Annotated in this window: 18 protein-coding genes; 15 read left to right on the top strand and 3 right to left on the bottom strand. The window is 62.2% G+C overall.

Annotated elements, in window-relative coordinates; genetic code table 11:
• The first annotated feature begins 62 nt into the window (after window positions 1-62).
• From ctaD to HJB82_RS07510, 5 genes are all read left to right on the top strand, one after another.
• Entirely contained in the window at window positions 63-1832 is a 1770-nt protein-coding gene (gene ctaD / locus HJB82_RS07490; protein WP_207580932.1) for a cytochrome c oxidase subunit I, read from the top strand.
• Window positions 1829-2542 carry a cytochrome c oxidase subunit 3 gene (locus tag HJB82_RS07495; protein WP_207580931.1) on the top strand — a complete coding sequence of 238 codons (714 nt, stop codon included), beginning with the start codon at window positions 1829-1831 and terminating at the stop codon, window positions 2540-2542. Before ctaD ends, HJB82_RS07495 begins: the two co-directional genes overlap by 4 nt.
• 70 nt (window positions 2543-2612) lie before the next feature.
• Window positions 2613-3332 carry a heme-copper oxidase subunit III family protein gene (locus HJB82_RS07500; RefSeq protein WP_207580930.1) on the top strand — a complete coding sequence of 240 codons (720 nt, stop codon included), beginning with the start codon at window positions 2613-2615 and terminating at the stop codon, window positions 3330-3332.
• Between the two features lie 7 nt (window positions 3333-3339).
• On the top strand, window positions 3340-3717 hold the full coding sequence (locus HJB82_RS07505; protein WP_207580929.1) for a cytochrome C oxidase subunit IV family protein: 378 nt from the start codon (window positions 3340-3342) through the stop codon (window positions 3715-3717).
• Between the two features lie 9 nt (window positions 3718-3726).
• Window positions 3727-4356 carry a dienelactone hydrolase family protein gene (locus HJB82_RS07510; RefSeq protein WP_311043802.1) on the top strand — a complete coding sequence of 210 codons (630 nt, stop codon included), beginning with the start codon at window positions 3727-3729 and terminating at the stop codon, window positions 4354-4356.
• 131 nt (window positions 4357-4487) lie between these two features.
• Here the strand turns inward: HJB82_RS07510 and HJB82_RS07515 are convergent, their stop codons facing one another.
• Window positions 4488-5405: a LysR family transcriptional regulator gene (locus HJB82_RS07515; RefSeq protein ID WP_207580927.1), complete on the bottom strand. Its 918-nt coding sequence runs from the start codon at window positions 5403-5405 to the stop codon at window positions 4488-4490.
• 98 nt (window positions 5406-5503) lie between these two features.
• Between HJB82_RS07515 and HJB82_RS07520 the strand changes: the two genes are divergently transcribed.
• From HJB82_RS07520 to HJB82_RS07555, 8 genes are all read left to right on the top strand, one after another.
• A complete protein-coding gene (locus tag HJB82_RS07520; protein ID WP_221133149.1) occupies window positions 5504-6295 on the top strand; it encodes an SDR family NAD(P)-dependent oxidoreductase in 792 nt (263 codons plus the stop codon).
• A 178-nt stretch (window positions 6296-6473) separates the two neighbouring features.
• Window positions 6474-7517: an AraC family transcriptional regulator gene (locus HJB82_RS07525; RefSeq protein ID WP_221116765.1), complete on the top strand. Its 1044-nt coding sequence runs from the start codon at window positions 6474-6476 to the stop codon at window positions 7515-7517.
• Between the two features lie 176 nt (window positions 7518-7693).
• A complete protein-coding gene (locus HJB82_RS07530) occupies window positions 7694-8938 on the top strand; it encodes an efflux RND transporter periplasmic adaptor subunit (protein ID WP_221139770.1) in 1245 nt (414 codons plus the stop codon).
• Between the two features lie 200 nt (window positions 8939-9138).
• A complete protein-coding gene (locus HJB82_RS07535; protein ID WP_221139771.1) occupies window positions 9139-9837 on the top strand; it encodes an ABC transporter ATP-binding protein in 699 nt (232 codons plus the stop codon).
• Window positions 9834-10973, top strand: a complete 1140-nt coding sequence (locus HJB82_RS07540; RefSeq protein ID WP_221139772.1) for an FtsX-like permease family protein — start codon at window positions 9834-9836, stop codon at window positions 10971-10973. Before HJB82_RS07535 ends, HJB82_RS07540 begins: the two co-directional genes overlap by 4 nt.
• 4 nt (window positions 10974-10977) lie before the next feature.
• A complete protein-coding gene (locus HJB82_RS07545) occupies window positions 10978-12186 on the top strand; it encodes an ABC transporter permease (RefSeq protein ID WP_221139773.1) in 1209 nt (402 codons plus the stop codon).
• 309 nt (window positions 12187-12495) lie between these two features.
• Window positions 12496-13983: a right-handed parallel beta-helix repeat-containing protein gene (locus HJB82_RS07550; protein ID WP_207580921.1), complete on the top strand. Its 1488-nt coding sequence runs from the start codon at window positions 12496-12498 to the stop codon at window positions 13981-13983.
• 554 nt (window positions 13984-14537) lie between these two features.
• The gene (locus HJB82_RS07555; RefSeq protein WP_207580920.1) at window positions 14538-16028 is read left to right on the top strand and encodes a right-handed parallel beta-helix repeat-containing protein; all 1491 of its coding nucleotides are present in this window, start codon (window positions 14538-14540) and stop codon (window positions 16026-16028) included.
• A 24-nt stretch (window positions 16029-16052) separates the two neighbouring features.
• Here the strand turns inward: HJB82_RS07555 and HJB82_RS07560 are convergent, their stop codons facing one another.
• Both HJB82_RS07560 and HJB82_RS07565 read right to left on the bottom strand, forming a co-directional pair.
• Complete coding sequence (locus HJB82_RS07560) at window positions 16053-16331, bottom strand: nodulation protein (protein ID WP_207584333.1); 279 nt, start codon at window positions 16329-16331, stop codon at window positions 16053-16055.
• 191 nt (window positions 16332-16522) lie between these two features.
• Window positions 16523-17299, bottom strand: a complete 777-nt coding sequence (locus tag HJB82_RS07565) for a protocatechuate 3,4-dioxygenase (protein ID WP_207580919.1) — start codon at window positions 17297-17299, stop codon at window positions 16523-16525.
• 75 nt (window positions 17300-17374) lie between these two features.
• Between HJB82_RS07565 and HJB82_RS07570 the strand changes: the two genes are divergently transcribed.
• Window positions 17375-17611: a hypothetical protein gene (locus HJB82_RS07570; RefSeq protein ID WP_207580918.1), complete on the top strand. Its 237-nt coding sequence runs from the start codon at window positions 17375-17377 to the stop codon at window positions 17609-17611.
• Between the two features lie 15 nt (window positions 17612-17626).
• Window positions 17627-19207, top strand: a complete 1581-nt coding sequence (locus HJB82_RS07575) for a Na+/H+ antiporter (protein ID WP_207580917.1) — start codon at window positions 17627-17629, stop codon at window positions 19205-19207.
• Window positions 19208-19406: the final 199 nt, after the last annotated feature.

Raw genomic sequence — 19406 nt, forward strand, 5'->3', positions numbered from 1 at the left:
CGGCGCAGCCGCCGGAGCCGCTTGATGGCTCAGTTAACCGGCGGGGAAAGGGAAGAGAGATCATGGTCGAGATTCCATCCGGCAGCATTCCATCCGCCGAAGTCGAGGATGTCGAGCTTTACCATCCGAGAAGCTGGTGGACGAAATATGTGTTCAGCCAGGATGCCAAGATCATCGCCGTGCAATATTCGATCACCGCCATCTCGATCGGCCTGGTGGCGTTGGTACTCTCCTGGCTGATGCGGCTGCAGCTTGCTTTCCCCGGCCATTTCGCCTTCATCGACGCCGATCACTATTACCAGTTCATCACGATGCACGGCATGATCATGGTGATCTATCTGCTGACCGCGCTGTTTCTCGGCGGCTTCGGCAACTACCTCATTCCGCTGATGGTCGGCGCGCGCGACATGGTATTCCCCTACGCGAACATGCTGAGCTATTGGATCTATCTGCTCGCGGTGCTGATCCTGGTTGCGGGCTTTTTCGCCCCCGGCGGTCCGACCGGGGCTGGATGGACGCTTTATCCGCCGCAATCCGTTCTCTCCGGCACGCCCGGCGGCAAGGACTGGGGCATCCTGCTGATGCTCTCCTCGCTGATCGTCTTCATCATCGGCTTCACCATGGGCGGCCTGAATTATGTGGTGACCGTGCTGCAGGGGCGGGCGCGGGGGATGACGCTGATGCGGATGCCGCTCACCGTCTGGGGCATCTTCACCGCCACCGTGATGGCGCTCTTGGCCTTTCCCGCGCTCTTCGTCGCCTGCGTCATGATGCTGTTCGACCGCGTGCTCGGCACCAGCTTCTTCATGCCCGCCATCGTCGAAATGGGCACGCAACTGCAGCATAGCGGCGGCAGCCCGATCCTGTTCCAGCACCTGTTCTGGTTCTTCGGGCACCCCGAAGTCTATATCGTCGCGCTACCTGCCTTCGGCATCGTCTCGGACCTGATCAGCACGCATGCGCGCAAGAACATCTTCGGCTATCGCATGATGGTCTGGGCGATCGTCATCATCGGCGCGCTCAGCTTCGTCGTCTGGGCGCACCATATGTATGTCAGCGGCATGAACCCGGCCTTCGGCTTCTTCTTCGCCACCACGACGCTGATTATCGCTGTCCCGACGGCGATCAAGGTCTACAACTGGGTGCTGACGCTGTGGCGCGGCGACATCCATCTGACGCTGCCGATGCTCTTTGCGCTCGCCTTCATCGTTACCTTCGTCAATGGCGGCCTGACCGGTCTGTTCCTCGGCAATGTCGTCGTCGACGTGCCGCTGTCGGATACGATGTTCGTCGTCGCGCATTTCCACATGGTCATGGGTGTGGCGCCGATCCTCGTCATCTTCGGGGCGATCTATCACTGGTATCCGAAGGTGACGGGACGCATGCTGAACGAGGCGCTCGGCCAGATCCACTTCTGGATCACCTTCCTCGGCACCTATGCGATCTTCTTTCCGATGCATTATCTCGGCCTGCTCGGCGTGCCGCGTCGCTACTACGAGCTCGGGGAGACGGCCTTCGTTCCACCTTCGGCCCATACGCTGAACATCTTCATCACGGTCATGGCGCTGATCGTCGGGGCCGGGCAGATGGTCTTCCTGTTCAATCTGGTCTGGAGCCTTTTCCGGGGCAGGGAGGCCGGCGGCAATCCATGGCGGGCAACGACGCTCGAATGGCAGACGCCGCAGACGCCGCCGGCGCACGGCAACTGGGGCAAGGACCTGCCTGTCGTCTACCGCTGGGCCTATGATTACAGCGTGCCAGGGGCGGCCGAGGATTTCATCCCGCAGAATGTGCCGGCAAGCGATGGCATCACCCGGGAGGTGCCGGCATGAACGTCATCCTGCTCTTCCTTGCCGCAGTCGGCGCCATCATCTTCTGGTGGCTTTCCGGGCAGCGGCTGACCTCGAAGCCCTGGCTGGAAGCCGGATCCATGCAACTGCCGGATCATCATAGCGCCGATCGGCCACCCGTGCCGGCGGTGAAAATCGGCCTGTTCGTGTTTCTCGGTGTCGTCGGCGCGCTCTTCAGCCTTGCTGTCAGCGCCTATTTCATGCGCATGGCGTCGGCGGACTGGTGGGGGATGCCGGTTCCGCGCCTGCTCTGGGTGAACACGGCAGCACTTGCCTTGAGCAGTGCCGCGCTGCAATGGGCCAAACGAGAAGCGCGGCACGGCCGCATGGAAGCCCTGCGGCCAGCGCTTGTGACGGGACTTGCGCTTGCGGTCTTCTTCCTCGTCGGACAAATCCAGGCTTGGCGGGAACTGACTGCAGCCGGCTACGTGCTTGCCGACAATCCCGCCAACAGCTTCTTCTACATGCTGACCGGCCTGCACGGACTGCATATCCTCGGTGGGCTTGCCGTGCTCTCGCACACGACCGTCAGGGCATTCTCAACCGACGTCGCGCCGGACAGGCTACGCCTCAGCGTCGATCTTTCCGCCATCTATTCGCATTTCATGCTCGCCGTCTGGCTGTTGCTCTTTGCCCTCTTTGCCGGGTGGGCGAATGATTTCGTCGATCTCTGCCGCACATTGCTGAAATAGGGGCTGAAATAGGGGCTGAAATAGGGGCTGAAATAGGGGCTGAACCAGGGGCCGAACTAGGAGGTTGCAGATGGCACAGACTATCGAGACGCACGGCGAGCCGGACCTCAGGCCGGTCGGTCTGCGCGGTATCGCCGCCGATTTCAGCTCGGATCAGCGCGCCTTCAAGACGGCGTCCTGGGGTAAGGCGATGATGTGGATCTTTCTCCTCAGCGACACCTTCGTCTTCGGCTGTTTTCTGATCGCCTATATGACCGCCCGTATGTCGACGCCGGTCGCATGGCCCAATCCGAGCGAGGTTTTCGCGCTCCATATCGGGGGCGAGGATGTTCCGCTGATTCTGATCGCAATCATGACCTTCGTGCTGATCTCAAGCAGCGGCACCATGGCGATGGCGGTCAATTTCGGCTATCGCCGCGACCGCCACAAGACGGCGATGCTGATGCTGCTGACCGCACTTCTCGGAGCATGTTTTGTCGGCATGCAGGCCTTCGAATGGACCAAGCTGATCACCGAAGGCGTGCGCCCCTGGGAGAACCCGTGGGGGGCAGCACAGTTCGGATCGACATTCTTCATGATCACCGGCTTTCACGGCACCCACGTCACGATCGGCGTCATCTTCCTCCTCATCGTCGCCCGCAAGGTCTGGCGGGGCGATTTCGACGAGGAGCGCCGCGGCTTCTTCACCAGCCGGAGAGGGCGCTACGAGGCCGTCGAGATCATGGGCCTCTACTGGCACTTCGTCGACCTGGTCTGGGTCTTCATCTTCGCGTTTTTTTATCTGTGGTGAGGTCGTCATGAACGAGACAACGGCGCATGCACACACCCAAACGGCGCATGCACAAACACCGCATTCACAAGCCCCGGGACAGCAGCACCCGATCCGGCTCTATCTCTTCGTCTGGGGCCTGCTCTTCGTGCTCAGCGCCTGTTCCTACATGGTCGATTATCTCGGCATCCAGAGCTATCTCAGGTGGACGCTGATCCTTGTGTTCATGATGCTGAAGGCCGGGCTGATCGTCGCCATCTTCATGCACATGGCCTGGGAACGGCTGGCGCTGGTCTACGCCATTCTGCTGCCGCCGGTGCTGGTGCTGGTTTTCGTCGCGCTGATGGTATCGGAGGCGGACTATACGATTTTCACCCGGCTCGCCTTCTTTGGGGCTGGGCCGTAGATATCGGTCATCGGTTCCGAATTTTTATCGAATAGACTATTTCAACCGGAAGCAATTATGGCCGAGATTTTGCTGTTCCACCACGCACAAGGGCTGACCCCTGGAGTGCGCGCCTTCGCCGACGAGATCAGGGCAGCCGGCCACATCGTGCACACGCCTGATCTGTTCGACGGACGCATATTCCACAGCATCGAGGAGGGGCTTGCCCATATTGGCGAGATCGGCTTCGACGCCATCAGGGAGCGCGGCGTCCGGGTCGCCGACCAACTGCCTCCCGAACTGGTCTATGCCGGGTTCTCCTTCGGGGTGCTGCCGGCGCAGAAGCTGGCACAAACACGGCGGGGCGCCCGCGGGGCCCTGCTTTTTTACTCCTGCCTGCCGATCAGCGGCGAATGGGCTTTTGGACCTTGGCCGGACGGCGTTGCGGTGCAGATCCATGGTATGGACAACGATCCGATCTTTGTCGGCGAGGGTGACGTCGACGCCGCCCGCGAGATCGTGGCGAAGGTCGAGGACGCAGAGCTTTTCCTCTATCCCGGCGATCAGCACTATTTCGCCGACAGTTCGCTGCCATCCTATGACGCGGATGCGACTGCGCTCCTCACCACCCGCGTGCTTGAGTTCCTGCATCGCCTCTGATCCTGGCGTCGGCCCTGTCGTAGGTGTGACCTCCGGGAGGTCAGACATCTTCGTCGGCGCACGCATGGAGAGGCGATGCTCGGGCGATTGAACGGCCCCATCCCGGCGTCACCCTGTCGCTCATCGAGCAATCAATCCGCATGCAGCAGCGGCGAGGCCTTCAGCGTCCCGACGATGTGGTCGATGAAGGCGCGAACGCGATGGGGGATGGGGCCACCGGCAACGTGGACGGCGTGAATCAGTTCCAAGTCTCCCGGGTTGCAATCCTCCAGCAAGGCGACAAGGCTTCCCTCGGCAATTTCGGCCGCAACGTGGAACCGGCCGAGACGGGCGATGCCAGCGCCGGCAAGCGCCATCTGCTTCATCGTCTCGCCGTTGTTGACCACAAGGCTTCCCGACACCGGCTGTTCGATATCCTTGCCGTCGCAGCGGAAGGGCCATGACGGCCGGGCGCGGCGGAAGCTGAAGGTCAGGCAGTCGTGATGTTCGAGATCGGCCGGGATCTGCGGCCGCGTCTTCAGCGCAAGGTAGGATGGCGAGGCGCAGACGACGCGCCGGGACTGGCCGAGCTTGCGGGCGATCAGGCCGCTATCCGGAAGGTTTCCCATGCGAATGGCAACGTCGGTCTTCTCAGCGACCAGATCGACGATGCCGTCGGTGAGGCTCAGCTCGACGATGAGATCGGGGTTGCGGGCGACGAAATCAGGCATGGCGGGTGCGACGAACATAGTTCCGAGGGGCACGGTGACGCTGACGCGTAGCCGGCCGCGAACAGCGCCGCCCGCCGCTTCCTGATCGGCGTCGTTCAGATCCTGCAGGATTCTGAGTGCGGCGCGATGATAGGCTTCGCCTTCCTCCGTCAACGTCAGGGCGCGCGTGGTGCGCAGCAACAGGCGCGTTCCGAGCCGTGCTTCCAGGCGGGCGATCAGTTTGCTGACGGCGGACGGAGTGATTTCGAGGCTGCGGGCTGCGGCCGAAAAGCCGCCCTCCTGGACCACGCGGGCAAAGACTTCCATCTCGCCTGAACGCTCCATCAGAACGCGCATCATTGAGGAACCTCGTTCACAGGTGCATGTCCATTTCAGGCAATAGTTCTTTGTCTTCTCAGATCATAAATTGGTCCAGAACGCAATTTGGAGACCTCATGATGGACTTGAAACTGACTGACAGGACTGCACTCGTCACCGGCGGCACCGCCGGCATCGGGCTGGAAATCGCCCGCGCGCTGGCCGCCGAAGGCGCACGTGTTATCATCACCGGCCGCGACCGGAGCAAGCTCGACACTGCCATCGCCGATATCACGGCATCGGGCGCCAAGGGCGTCAGCGGGATTTTGGCCGATGCCGGTACCGGTGAGGGGGTTGCCGAGATCGCCAAGGCGGCACCCTCCATCGATGTCCTGGTCAACAATCTCGGCATCTATGAAAGCAAAGCATTCAACGACATCAGCGATGCCGACTGGAGCCATCTCTTCGAAGTCAATGTGATGAGCGGCGTGCGCCTGTCACGCATCTATTTGCCCGGCATGCTGGAGCGGAACTGGGGCCGGATCATCTTCATCTCGAGCGAATCCGCGCTCGCCATCCCGCAGGATATGATCCATTACGCCACCACCAAGACAGCGCAGCTTTCGATTTCACGTGGATTGGCACAGTTGACGCGCGGCACCAACGTCACCGTCAATTCGGTGCTGCCCGGGCCGACCCGATCCGACGGCATCGAAGCCTTCCTGCGCGGCCAGGCGAGCGATCCTTCCGCGCCCATCAAGCAGATCGAGGCCGAATTCTTCGCAACCGCACGCTCCGCCTCGATCCTGCAGCGCATGGTGGAGGCCGAGGAAGTGGCAAGCCTGGTCGCTTATCTCGCGAGCCCCCGTTCGTCTGCTACCAATGGCGCGGCGCTCCGGGCCGAAGGCGGCCTCGTCAACACCATCGCATAAGGGATGGTGTGACCGATACACTGCTGACGATCACCGCCGTCACCTTTGCCGAACGGAGCAAGGAGGCGGCCGTGGCCGCGGCCGGATTGCTGACGAGCACAGGATGAGCGCGGAGAGGCGGAGCCAAAAATCCCTACCTAAAACGTGATGGAGGTCGCTTCGGGCGAGGATCTCGGCAATGATGACCATCTATTCGCCACGATCCTATCAGGCCATGCTGTTTATTCCGCTTCCCTTCGCCGTTGCCCTTCTGCTGCTTGTCCTCTTCGTTACCGTCCTCAGGCAGGACGAGGAGGCTGCGCCGAACCGGCCGTTTCTGGCGCTTATCCTGCTCGCCGCGCTGCAATCCGTGCTCTCCGGCTTGCGCTGGGGCTATGGGGTGCAGACGGTGGGGATGGTCGCGCCGGTGATCGCGGCGATAGTGCCGCCGCTCGCCTATGCCGGGGTTTCCCGGCTGGTCCGGACGAGCCGGCGGCCGCTGCCGGTGCGGATTGCGCTGCATGCCGTGCCCGCCGTCGTTATCCTGCTTCTGACGGCTTTCTGGCGGGATGCGATCGATATCGCGCTGGTGCTTGTTTTCGTCGGTTATGCCCTGGTCATCCTGCTTCTGATGCGCCCTGGCGCAGATGCGCTGCGGCTGGCGCCCTTCGAAGGGGCGGTGCCGGCCTATCGGGCGATCATCTTTACGGCCGCCGCCCTGTGTCTCTCGGCCGCGGTCGATACCTTCGTCTTCCTCGACCTTACCTCGGCACACAGCGAGCGCGCGCTGACGCTGATCAGTATAGGAAATCTCGCCGTCCTCGTCATCCTCGGTATCGCGGCCGCCGTCGCCAGCCGAAGCCGGGCGCCTGCCGAGACGGTGGAGACAGCCCTGCGGCCGGAGACGAGCGAGGATAAGGAGACGATCGCTGCGGTCGATGCGCTGATGGAGGCAAGGAAACTCTATCGCGACGCCAATCTCAATCTCGACCGGCTGGCCCGCAAGGCCGGCATCCCGGCGCGGCAGATTTCGGCGGCGATCAACCGGGCAATGGACAAGAACGTCTCGCAATATGTCAACGACTACAGGATCGGCGAGGCCTGCCGGCTGCTCGCCGCCACCGAGAAACCGGTGACCGAGGTAATGTTCGAGGTCGGCTTCCAGACCAAATCCAATTTCAACCGCGAATTCCGCCGGGTGACTGATATGACGCCGCTGGCCTGGCGGCAGCGGAAGGGGTGAGAGGATGTTCAGCCTGAGCCGACGAGTTCCAGGCCGCCTCTAGGGAAGCGATGGCGGCTGCCGGTGAGCCGACCGCGACCTCTCTCCGCCCTCATCCTGAGGCGCCCCGCAGGGGCCGCGAAGGACGAGGCCGGCCACTCCCACGTACACAATCGCGATCGAGGACTCCCTGGATCGTGTTCCAGGTCGCGATTTCTGCCGGGTCGGCGATGTTTGCCGGCATGAACACCACATCCGAACATGACCGAGACCTTGCCGCCAAGCTCAGATCGCTTTCGATCGAGCCCGCGGCCTTCGAGACAGAGCCGCCGAAGCCTCATGCCCGGCGGCGCACGACCCCTGGCGCAATGCTCGTCATTGCGGCGGCGGCATCGCTGGCGGCGGTTCTTTCCAATGGATCCGAGGCGCTGCAGCGAATCGAGACCGCGCTTGCGGGGTTTTCGGGCAGCGACCTTGGGATATCCGCCGATGGGGTGGAGGCGCCAGCCAGGCGCGGTGCCGCCGTTGAGGGGGTACGGACTCCGATCGAGGATGGAGCGAAGGGCACGACTGCTTCGACCCGGGAAATCACCGGCTCCGGTTATGTCACCGCACTCGTTATCACCACCGTTTTTTCCAAATATGAGGGCCGGATTGTCGCGGTCGGGGTGGAGGCGGGCGATAGCGTCGTCGCGGGGCAGGTGCTGGTGCGGCTCGACGATGCCGGCGCGGGCTTTTCGCTTCGGGGCGTGGAGATTGCCGGGCGGGCGGCGGCATTGGCACTTGATGCGAGGAATATCGAACTAGCGCAGGCGCGGTCGTCGCTTGCGCGCGCAGGGCGGCTCGCCCGACGTGATGCGATGTCGGCGCAGGCGCTGGAGGAGGCGGGGACAGCTGTCGACCGGGCCGAGAATGCAGCCCAGCAGGCAAGACAGGATGTCAAAAAAGCGGAACTCGAGATCGACAAGGCGCGTGAGCAGGTGGAGGCGCTGACTGTGCGTGCGCCGATCTCCGGCACTGTCACGCGGCTCGACGCGCATGTCGGCGACACGGTGCTGTCGCGCGAGGACAGCGTGCGGGAGGATGAAAGCCTGCTCGTCATTACCGATATGGCGAGCCTGGTCATCGATGCCGATGTGGCCGAAGCCAATATCGCGCTGATGCGGCCGGGCTTGTCAGGCGAGGCAGTGCTCGACGGCTTTCCCGGCCAGCCCTTTGCGGTCGAGGTCTCGAAGATCGCGCCTGTCATTTCGCGGGAGAAGGGGACGGTGACGCTGCGCCTGTCGCTGGCGTCTCCGCCGCCAGGCATGCGGCCTGCCATGGCTGCGCGCATCCGGCTGGTGGTGGGTGATGCCGCGGGTGTGGGTGCGTCGGCCGCTGGTGCCCATCATCCGCCCTCGTCCTTCGAGGCTCCGGCCTTTGGCCTGCGCACCTCAGAATGAGGGCTGGTTGTTGTGCCGTGTGGCTGGAAAGTGTGCCGCGTGGCGGCGGGCTGATCGTGTGCCGTGCGGTTTGGCTTCCGGCGCCGCAAACCGCGACGTCTCTCCGACCTCATCCTGAGGTGCCCCACAGGGGGGCCTCGAAGGACGAGGGCGGCCACCGGTTCCCGGCCACGGATCAACGAACCACCAAGGAGCAGAGTATGACCGACATTCAAGATCCTTATATTACGCTTGCCGGCGTCAGGAAGGCGTTCCGGATCGGGGCGGAGACCATACCGGTCTTCTCGGGGCTCGACCTTTCCATTCCGCGCGGCGATTTCGTCGCGGTGATGGGGCCGTCGGGTTCGGGGAAATCGACGTTGCTGAATATGCTTGGCGGCATCGACAGCGCTGACGCCGGTGAGATCCGGATCGGGCGCAGCCATCTCGAGCAGATGGGCGAGGGGGCGAGAGCCGCCTGGCGGGCGCACAGCATGGGCATCGTCTTCCAATTCTACAATCTGCTGCCGATGCTGAATGCGGCGGAGAATATCGAGCTGCCGCTGCTGCTTAAGCCGCTGGGGCGCAAGGAGCGGCGGGCGCGCGTCGATACGGTCATGGATCTTGTCGGGCTTACCGGGCGGCAGCGGCAATTTCCGTCGAGCATGTCGGGCGGGCAGCAGCAGCGCGTCGGCATTGCGCGCGCCATCGTCTCCGATCCCGATCTCATTCTCTGCGACGAGCCGACCGGCGATCTCGACCGGAAATCGGCGAATGATATCCTCGAGATGCTGGGCCTCCTCAATCGCGAGCTTCGGAAGACCATCATCATGGTCACGCATGATCCCGAGGCCGCCGCCTTTGCCCGGCGCACGCTGCATCTCAACAAGGGCGAATTCGTCGAGGGGGAAAGCCGATGACCTTCGTCGAGCTCATGCGGCGCAATGCCTGGCGCAAACGGCTACGCGCCGTTTTGCTGATGTTTTCGGTCGGCATCGCCTTCCTGATCTACGGGCTGACGGCGAGTTTCGTCAGCGGCAGCCAGAGCGCGGCCGGCGCCAGCGACAATCTGCTCGGCGTCTTCAACAAATCGGGCCGGGGGCTGCCGCTGCCTTTTGCTTATCTCAACCGAATCGCCACGGAGGGTGATGTCGCGGCCGTCGCCTATACGGCGCGCATGCGAGGCTTCGTCGAGGTCGAGAAGAATGTCGTGGCCGTCAGCGCGGTCGATCCGCAGGCGATTGCCGCCGCCAATGGCGCCGAACTCGGGTTGACGCCAGAGCTGATCGCGGCGCTGGAAGAGGGTCGCGACCGGGTGCTCGTCGGCAGGGCATTGGCTGAGGCGCAGGGCTGGTCGGTCGGCCAGCGCATCGGCGTCACCAGCCAGATCATGAAGGCCGACGGCAGCCGGAACTGGAGCTTCACCATATCAGGCATCTTCGAGGGTTCTGATGCCGGCACCGACACCTATTTCATGCTCGCCCGCTACGACATGGTCAATGCCGCCCGCGCGCGCGACAAGGATACGGTCGACGCCTTCGTGGTGCGCCCGCGCGAAGGTGTCGCCTCGGGCCTGTTGGCGGCGCGCATCGATGCGCTCTTTGCCAATTCGGCGGCGCAGACCCGGACGCAATCGGAAAAGCAGTTCCTCGAAGCGTTTCTGCGGCAATTCGCCGATGTCGGGCTGATCGTCAGCCTCGTCGTCGGCGCCGCCTTCGTGACGATCCTGATGATATCGGTCAACACCATGCTCTTCGCCATCAGGGAGCGCCGCTTCGAGATCGGCGTGATGAAGGTGCTCGGCTTTTCTCGCGGGGCGATCATGGCGCTCATTCTCGGCGAGACGCTGTTCATCTTCGCCGTCGGTGGCGCCGGTGGGCTCCTCCTCGCCAAGCTCGCAACTTTCTCCATCGGGCCGGAATTCGGCCTCGTCTTCAGCTTTGAGGTACTGCTCAAGTCCGCCGCGATCATTGTGGGGCTTGGCTTGCTGACCGGGCTGTTGCCGGCCCTGAACGCCATGCGCCTGCCAATCGTCAACGCCTTCAGAATGAGATAATCCAATGTCATCAGCGCTCAAGCAGACCTTTCTCATGATCAGAGTCAACCTCGGAAGCCTGCCGCGGCGGCTGTGGATTTCGCTGTCGATGGTGCTGTCGGTCGCCCTCGTGGTCGCTGTTTTGTCAGGCTTTCTGGCGATGGCGCGCGGCTTCGAGGCCGCTCTTGCCGCCGCCGGCTCGCCCGATATCGCCATCATCCTCGGCGGCGGCACCAATCAGGAGACCGGCTCGGACGTGCCGGCCGATGCGATCCGCAGCCTGACTGCCATGAGCGGCGATACCGGGATTGCGCGCGATGGCGCCGGCGGACTGGCGCTGTCGCGCGAGACCATCGTGCCGATCGATGTAAAGGGGAGCGACGGTGCCGAGCAGACGCTGTCGCTGCGGGGCATGGACCGGGCCGGGATCGATCTCCGGGGCCGCGCCCGGCTTTTGCAAGGGCGGCTGTTTGTATCAGGCGCGCGCGAGATCGTCGTCGGCGCCCGCGTCGCAGAGGCTTTCCCCGGCTTTGGCGTCGGCCAGACGGTACGGTTCGGCGCGGTCGACTGGACCGTCGCCGGCCATTTCACCGCCGGCGGCAGCGCCTTCGAGTCAGAGATCTGGGCGGATCTGGACGCGGTGCAATCGGCCTTCGACTGGCAGGGGCAGGTGCAGAGCCTGCGCGTGAAGCTTGCCGGCGTCGACCCCGCAACAGCGTTGGCGACGCTGCGCCAGCGCCTGTCTGATCTATCTGGCACGCCGCTCACCACCATCTCGGAGGCCGATCTCTATGCCGCGCAGGCCGAGCGGACCGAGAGGCTGATCCGCTTGTTTGGCTGGCCAATCGCGCTGCTGATGGCGATCGGCGCGACGGCGGGCGCTTTGAACACGATGATGAACTCGGTCTCCGACCGCGGCGTCGAGATCGCCACGCTGCGCCTGCTCGGGTTTTCCAGCCTGCCGGCCTTCGCCGCCACCTGGTTCGAGGCGGTGCTGCTTTCCGTGGCTGGCGCGGGTTTCGGCATCCTCGCCTCCCGCCTTGCCTTTAACGGCTGGCAGGCGAGCACAATGGGCGCCAACAACACCAAAATGGCGTTCCAACTCGATGTGACGTTTGATGTGATCCTGACTGCCGGCGTGCTGGGGCTTGCGATCGGCATCCTCGGCGGCGCCTTGCCGGCGCTGGCGGCTGCCCGGCTGCCGCTGAGTTCGGCGTTGCGGGCGAGGGGGTAGGAGGCGCCGTGATTGTCACCCGCCCTCGGTCGGCGCGCTTTGCGGCCCAGTCATCACAGAACCGTGCGACGCCGTCGGTTCATGCAATTACCGTGCCGGATATTTTTCGGATAAGTTGCATCTTTCCAATATCTTAGTCGACTGGGGTGTTTGCCTGTGGAAGAAGGCCCGCGAACCTTCTCGCTGCCGCATTGACAACATCTTGTCGCCTTCTTGCCGTGGCCGGTTGCCCCCGCTGCGTCGGATCGACCGATACCGATTCGATTCTCGCGGCTCATAGCGATCCGACCAACAAGGCAACACGGCGATATGACAACCTATTATGTGAATTCAGCAATCGGCTCCAATCAGAACAGCGGAACGAGCGAGAAATCAGCTTTTGCGACATTATCCAAAGTGGAATCTTTGACGCTGAAAGCCGGCGACAGCGTGCTTCTCGCCAAGGGCAGCGTGTTCAACGAGCAGTTCGATATCAAAAATTCCGGCAGCGCGAGCGCGCCGATCAAGATCGGCAGTTACGGGACGGGGGACGCACCTGTCATCCATAGCGGCGGTGACGGTATCCACAGTCTTTATGCGTCGAACATTGTCATCGAGAACCTGAAGATATCGAACACAGGCGGTGCGGCCATTTATGGCGGCGATGTCACGAACTGGACGGTCCGCAATGTCGAGATCGCCAAGTCGGGAATGTCGGAAAACGCCGGTGCCGTCACCTTCAGGAACAGCAAGAACGTCACGATCGAAGACAGCAAGATATCGGATGTCAAAGGCGACGGCTTCTGGATCGAAAAGGTCAGCGGCGTCAAACTTCTCAACAATACCGTCACCAGCGCCAATGGCTCGACGGCCGATGCCGTGCAGGTCAACGACAGCAGCAATATTCTGATCAAGGGCAATCATCTCGACCAGACTGATGCCAGCAGCCCGAAGGGGGTGATCGCGCTGGTGCGGGCCACGGATGCGGTGGTCGAGAATAATACGCTCACCGGGGGTGGCTTCGGCATCAGTGCGCCCGCGGGCAAGAATGTCGCCATCCGCGACAACGACATATCCGGATTTCACGGTTACAGCTGGTCTTTCGCCGTTGGTCTCGGCGATCAGGGTAGTGCGCGAGATTACGACATATCGGGCAACCATATTCACGACGGCGCCTGGGGAGTGGCCGTCAGCGGCGCCATCGGCACCAGCTATACCCTCACGAATATCAAGGTCCACGACAATGTCTTCGACGACCTCACGCAGTCAGCGCTGAAAGTAGACCGGCCGGCATCGGGCACGTTCTACAACAATACCATCGAGAGCGGGGTCAATGCCACCAGCCTGTCGCCCGCCGTCGTTGACGCGCACACCTTTTCCGTCAGTAACAACCATACGGTCGCAAATGTCGAGACGGCGCTTGCAAGCACGAATACCAAGGCTGCCGCAGTGACGGACGCGGCCGCGGATCCGGCGATTGCCGCTGTTCATGATAACCTGAAGATCCTGACCGATACGGGCGCCGCCCATCATGGCAATCTTCTCGAAAACGACAGTTCGGACAACGGCACCCTGGTGCTTCGCCGCTTCGGAGACGAAAGCGTGGGCAAGCACGGACTGACTCTGACCGGGGACTATGGTTCCATCCACGTGGACAGAGAGGGCAACTATGCCTACACGCTCGATGACACGAAGCTCCCCGACCATAGCGGACATGTGAGCGAGTCCTTCAGTTATGGTGTCGACGATGGAACCTCGCATCATAGCGACGCGGATACGCTGACTGTCTTCATCCATACGGATGGCTTGCTGAGCTGAGGGTAGGGGACGGCCTCTCGCCGCCCTCACCCTGACGTGCCCCGAAGGGGCCTCGCAGGGCGAGGGCGGCCACCCCCAGTGCTATCGAATATTTCAGATGGAGTTAGGGGCGCTCAGCCACCCCGCCCTCGTCCTTCGAAGCTTCGCCCCGCTGGCTACGTGCCTCAAGCATGAGGGCTGACCGGTGTGCCTTCTAAATGGTGCACCGATTGGTAAGCCACACCTTCTCTTCGGCCTCATCCTGATGGGGCCTGGGCTCCGAGGACGAGGGCGACCACCGAAGAGAACTGGTCTGCTGGGTACCTCGCCTGACCGTCAATAAAAGGTAGGTTACCGTTCATTCACCTTTCGGTCGTTATTTTATATATTGTTTACGTTTAAGTTGTATTATTGAGGATGCAGCCACCGCCAGGCTTCTCGGGAGCAAGGCAGGCCAAAGGCCTGTCTATCGCCGTATGGCATAGAAGGCCCTCCAGCCTTTCGCCCCGACCGCATCCGATCCACTCGTCGCCGCTCATCCAGAGGGCTGCGCGACAATGCGAGAACAAGGCGATATGACAGTCTATTATGTGAACTCGGCAACAGGGGCCAATAGCAACAGCGGAACGAGCGAGGACACGCCTTTTGCGTCCTTCTGGGCGGTGGAAAATCTGAAGCTACAGCCCGGCGACAGTGTGCTGCTCGCTGCCGGTAGCGTGTACAACGACCAGCTCGACCTCAAATATTCCGGCACCGTCAGCGCCCCGATCACCATCGGCAGCTACGGGGTCGGCGATGCGCCCGTCATCCACAGTCCCGGCGACGGCATTCACAGCCTCTATGCCTCCAATATCGTCATCGAGAACATCAAGATTTCGGATACCGGCGGTGCAGCCATCTATGGCGGCAGTGTTTCGAACTGGACGGTGCGCAATGTCGAGGTCGATCACACCGGCTTGGCAGGCAAGGCCGGTTCCGTCACCTTCCGAACCGGCTCGAACATCACCATCGAAAACAGCACGATCAACGACGTGAACGGCGACGGCATCTGGATCGAGAAGATCAACGGCGTCACCCTCATCAACAATACCGTCACCAACGCCCATGGAACTGCGGCAGACGCCGTGCAGATGAACGACAGCAGCAACATCCTGATCAGCGGCAATGTTCTCGACCAGACGGGTGCCATCAGCACAAAGGGCGTGCTGGCGCTCATCAGGCCTGTGAATGCCCTAATCGAGGATAACACGCTGGTTGGCGGCGGCTTCGGGGTGAGCGCTCAGGCGGGCACGAATATTGCCATCCATGACAACGACATTTCAGGATATGGCGGTTACAGCTGGTCCTACGCCATCGGTCTCGGCGACCAGGGCGATACGCGGGATTATGATATCTCGGGCAATTATATCCATGACGGCGTATGGGGCGTGGCGGTCAGCGCTGCCGGCACCACCAGTTATATTCGTGAAGATATCGATATCCATAACAACGTCTTCGACGACCTGTCGCAGGCAGCGCTGAAGGTCGACAGACCTGCATCCGGCGCCTTCCACGATAATGTCATCGCAAGCGACGTTACGCCCTACAGCATATCGCCGGCAATCATCGCGGCGAACACCTTTCCGGTCAGCAACAACACGACGCTCGACGAGGCCCAGGCGACGCTTTTCGCTCACGATAGTCTCACTGCGGCAGATACGACGCACGTGGACGCGGCCCCGGCGATTGTCGCAACCCATGACAGCCTGAAAATCTCAGCCGACACGGATGGCGCCCATCATGGCAATCTCCTTGAAAACGACAGCTCGGCCAATGGGACCCTGCTGCTTCGCCGCTTCGGGGGCGAGGTCGTCGGCAAGGATGGCCTGACGCTGACCGGCCAATACGGCAGCATCCATGTCGACGATCACGGCGACTATAGCTACACGCTCGACACGACGAAGCTTGCCGGGCTTAGCGGAAACGTGAGCGAGACTTTCCTCTATAAGATCTCCGATGGGGTCGCGCATCATTTCGACACGGATACGCTGAGCATTTCCATCCATGTGGATGGCGTGCTGACGTGACGGGGGATGCCGGCGGCAAACTCATCAGTCGCCGAGCAGGATCCCGGTGACGTCGATTTCGATTTCCGCGCAGATGATCTCGTATTCGGTAATGATCGCCGGATCGGCCGACATATCCTTGCGCATGCGATCGAGGACGGCGCAGGCCTCGCCATAGGCTCCGCACAGTTCGTAAAGATGGGGCTGGCTCGCCGCGGCCGCTCGGATCGTTGCCCTCGTCGCGGGCAGCCTCATCATCAGCCTGGCCAGCCCCTGTTCGGCGACCTGCCGGGTGATGTGTGCTACACCTTCATTCCTGACCATGCCATCGACCCTCGCTGCCTGTATTCTGCTGTCGAGAGTTAGTACGAAGGAATGCTGCATCTGGTTTCATGCCGGATGCGGAATTAGATTAGCGCCGCGTGTCTTCCGCTGAGCCCGGCATTGCGCGCCAGAATTGGAAAGGCACTTGGTCAACCGCTGGCGATTGGCGGCTTTCTCCCTGGCTTGTCCGCTCAGGAGGAGAGGCCGATCGTGATGGTGGCGGAAAGCACGCCGCCGTCGAGCTTCTCGAAATCGAACATGTGATCGGCGGCATCCTCTGGGATAAGGCCGTCGGCTTCAGTGCGGGTATCGCGGGGAGGGCGTCCAAGATAGTCCGGATGTTCGCCATAAATGATGTCGCTCAGCGTATCGTCGAAATAGATTTGGCTGACGAGAAGCTCCTTGCCTTCGACCAGGATGCGGCAGTGAACATGCGGCGTGCGGCCCTTGTACCATCCGGGATAGGCCGTCAGGAAGCTTGCCTGCCCCTCAGCATCCGTCAGTTGGCGCCCGCGAAAGGCGAGCCCGCCGACCGCCTCGGCGTCGCCGAGCGTACACATGTCGGCCGCCTCGCGGCCGGAATAGACGCCGCGATGATCGGTATGCCAGATCTCGATATCGGCATTTTCGACCGGGCGGCAATCGGCGGCATGGACGATGCGCACGGCCAGCCGCAACGGCAGCCCCGCCTTTCCTTCCGAGACGTCCTGACGGGCCGGAATATTGTTGACGTGGCAGGGGCCAAGGGTCTGGGCGGTGGTCACGATGCAATTCGGACGGCTGCGGAAGAGCGGCGCAGGCAACTTTTCCAATGCGACCGACTTTGTGCCGCCGCTCAGGAAATCCGTTCCCTTCCAGTCGAATGTCCTGGCGGCAACGGTGATATGCCGCCGTGGCCAGATGGCTGCCGCAGCCACGGTTGAAGCGACAATAGTCGCACCTCCAAGCACGAGGGTTCGCCTTTTCATATGTCTTCCTTTCTTGAAGACGCAGCGTGTAAGGAGGATGCGCAGGAAGTTCCAATTAAATCCAGACAATGATTGATGGCAACCTGGGCCGAAGTCTCCAATCTTGCCATCAACGAGCTCCCGCTGCGTCTTATAGGCTTGCCAGATATCCTCCTTGGTCGGCCGCTGATGGCAGAGGCGGAAATTATCTTCGGCCGCATCTGGACCAAAACAGCCATTTCCGATCTTGCAACCTTTACAGCGCGGCGCGTCTTTTCAGATGCGCAACGTCGCTGTAACTCTTTGGAGCAGGCATCCGACATTCGTTGCTGAGCCAGGGCAGGGCACATGGAACCAACCCACTTATTCGAGCTTGTTATCGCGATGTTTCTGGCGATCATCGCGCTGCACTATGCTGCCCACAGGCTCGGACTGCCGCCGTCCGTCGCGCTGCTGACCGGGGGCGCTTTGCTGGCCTTTGTGCCGGGGCTGCCGGCGATATCAGTCGATCCCGAGCTGGTGCTGGTCATCTTCCTGCCGCCGCTGCTGATGGATGGCGCCTGGTCAATTGCGTTGTCGCGGCTGCGGCGCCATATGATCGGGATCGCCTCGCTTGCCGTCGGCGCGGTACTCTTCACCTGCGCCGTCGTGGCTGTTGTCGTCCATCTTATCTTTCCATCACTTCCCTGGGCCGCCTGCGCGGCATTGGGCGCGATCGTTGCGCCGCCGGACGCGGTTTCAGCGCGCGCCGTGCTGGAGCGCGTAAGATTGCCAAGGCGCCTTCAGATTCTGCTGGAAGGCGAGAGCCTGCTCAACGATGCGAGCGGCTTGGTTCTCTTCCGTTTTGCCGTTGCCGCCGCCGCAACGGGAGCCTTCAGCGCGGGGGAGGCGGTTGGTAACTTCTTCGTGCTGGCGCTCGGCGGCGCCATCGTCGGCATCGTGATCGGAGCGGCGTGGGTCAAACTTATCCGGCATCTCGGCGACGACTATCTTATCATCGCCGCCACCGTGTTGCTCGGCTGGATTTCCTATCTGTTTGGCGAACTGCTGCATGTTTCCGGCGTCATCGCCACCGTTACCACGGGCCTGATCGCTTCCTGGCACCAGCACACTGTATTTTCAGCGGCGACGCGCATGCGAGGCACCTCGTTCTGGACGGTGATGATCTTCCTTATGGAGGCGGCGGTCTTCACACTGATCGGGCTGTCGCTCCGGGATGTCGTCGAACGCGGCGGCGGCTTTAACACTGTGATCGCGACGATGGGACTGCCGATGCTGGCGATCCTCGTGACACTCGTGGTCGCGCGTTTCGCCTGGGTCTTCGCCTCCGATCTCGTCATCAGGTCGTGTGCAGCGCTCGGGTTCACGCGTGCCCGGCCGCTCGGAGCAGGCGGGGCGACCGTTCTGAGCTGGGCAGGCGTGCGCGGGGTGGTCACGCTCGCTTTGGCGCTGAGCCTGCCCGAGGATTTCCCGGGCCGTGACTTCATCCTCGCCACGTCCTTCGCCGTCATTCTCGGAACCGTGCTGGTGCAGGGCACGACATTGGGGCGGGTGATTGCTTGGGCGCGGCTGGCGCCGGAGACGGAAAGAGCGCGCCTGACAATGAGCCAGGCCGAAGCCGCCATGGCACAGGTGCAGCTCGGGATCGTCCAAAACCTGGCATATGACGCAGAGGGAAAGCTCATCCACCCTCAATTGCTGGAGCGCTATCAGCGCAGGGCGACAGCCATCGTCGACTACGCCGAGAGAACCGAGCATTACGTGCCGCTGCTCCATGCTCATTTTGACGTCGTTCTCGAAGCGGTTGCGACAGGGCGACGGGAACTCATTCGTCTCCACCGCGCCGGCGACATCGATGACGAGACGCTGGACGAGCTGGAACGCGATCTCGATCTCGAGGAGCTGAGCGCGATCTCGGCCAAGGCCTGACGTTCAGTGTCTCACGCGTGGAGCTCGCGAAGCGGGCCAACTGTCGGAGCTCTCTTCGCTGCCACGCTCTAGCAGGCTGCTGAAAAACCCACTGGCTTTTGGGCTGGACACATGATTCCATCTTGCAAGTGATTTCGAGGGAATTTGGATGCGCGGCGGGGATGATCGGACGGGGTCGCTGTTTTCGTATGTCGACCTT

This window comes from Rhizobium sp. NZLR10, from assembly GCF_019685125.1.
Lineage (GTDB): Bacteria > Pseudomonadota > Alphaproteobacteria > Rhizobiales > Rhizobiaceae > Rhizobium.